This window comes from Extensimonas soli (genome assembly GCF_029211265.1).
Classification (GTDB): domain Bacteria; phylum Pseudomonadota; class Gammaproteobacteria; order Burkholderiales; family Burkholderiaceae_C; genus Extensimonas; species Extensimonas soli.
Genome location: NZ_JARGEL010000042.1, coordinates 1 through 1,421, shown reverse-complemented (window position 1 = coordinate 1,421; position 1,421 = coordinate 1). Strand labels below are relative to the sequence as shown.

Here is a 1,421-nt window from a genome sequence, read left to right as displayed (position 1 = left end):
GGGTGCGATTCAAACTGATGTGTCCCAATAGAGGGTAAGCCAGCAACGCCAGGAGGGCAACGTGATGAAACCAGACGAGATCAGCGACGAAGAGATAGTGCGAGGGCTTCGTGAGCATCCGCAGATCCGCCAGCGAGTGGCATCGCTGCTGAGTGCAGTGCAAGATGCACACGGGGACTTGAAGCGCGCCGACGCGGCAGAGCAGCGCCTGAGCGAAGAGCTTCGCCGCCTGGGCCAGGAGGCGATGCAGGGCTGGGCCGAGCGCCAGGTTCGCCTCACCGAGCAGGAACTGCGCCGGGGAGGGCGGGTGCACCGAGAGGGTAAAAAAAACTCCTGTGGCACACCACCTTCGGCGACATCAGCGTGATGGAGCCGCAGTACCGCCACGCCAGCAAGCGGCTGCGCCCGTTTGCGCGCAGCGCCGGGGTTCGGGCCAGAGGCTGCTCGCGCCTGCTGCAGCGAGTGGTGACGGATTTTGCGGCCGACCTGCCCTTTGCCAAGGCGATGGACAAGCTCGTCGAGCACTACGGCATCGTCCTGGGCGAGAGCACCATCCGCCACATCACGCTGCACCACGCCCAGGCGATCCACCGCGTCAGCGGCGGTGCTGCGCAAGGTCTGCCCGAAGCTGTGGCGCCAGGGCAGACCTTCATCGTCCAGACCGACGGCACCATGGTGCCCACCGTGCGCAGCGGCAGCGGGCCGGGTGATCAACGCAAAGGCAAGAGCGTGCAGTGGCAAGAAGCCAGGGTCAGCCTGGCCCATGTGCACGGCAGCACCGAATTGAGCTACGGCGCCACGCTGCTGGGCGATGTGGACACCGCCGGCCGCCAGCTGCGCGCCTGTGCCAAGCGCGCCGGCTTCGGCAAGGGCCACCGCGTGCACGGCGTGGGCGACGGCGCGCCGTGGATCGCCAGCCAGATGCGCCAGCGCTTTGGCAGCCAGGGCAGCTACCTGCTGGACTTCTACCATGTCTGCGAATACCTTGGCGCCGCGGCCAAGGCCATCGAGCCGCAGCCCCAGCCCAGCCAGCAGTGGCTCAAGACCCAGAAGCACAGGCTGCAAACGCAGCAGATCGATGCCGTGCTCGCCGCATTGCAGCCCCACCTGGAGCCTGCCGAGGCCGACGAACAGCAGGCCCCCGTACGCCAGTGCCATCGCTACCTGAGCCAGCGGCTGGAGCAGCTGGACTACCAAAGCGCGATCGCCCAGGGCCTGCCCATTGGCTCGGGCGAGATCGAAAGCGCCCACCGCTACATCGTGCAGCAGCGCTTGAAGTTGCCGGGCTCTTGGTGGCTCGCCGCCAACGCCGAGCACATGCTTGCCCTTCGCGTCAACCGCGCAAACAGCGAGTGGGCCAGCTACTGGGCTACCACTTACCTTTATGCGGCTTGATGGGCACATCAGTTTGAATCGCACCC

1 protein-coding gene is annotated in these 1,421 nt (G+C 66.4%); it reads left to right on the top strand.

Going from position 1 to position 1,421, the window contains the following annotated elements; genetic code table 11:
- The first annotated feature begins 64 nt into the window (after positions 1-64).
- A protein-coding gene (locus PYV55_RS16050) for an ISKra4 family transposase (RefSeq protein ID WP_275853236.1) occupies positions 65-1,395 on the top strand; the annotation gives its coding sequence in 2 pieces (ribosomal slippage) (positions 65-322 and positions 325-1,395; 1,329 coding nt in all).
- The last annotated feature ends 26 nt before the right edge of the window (positions 1,396-1,421 follow it).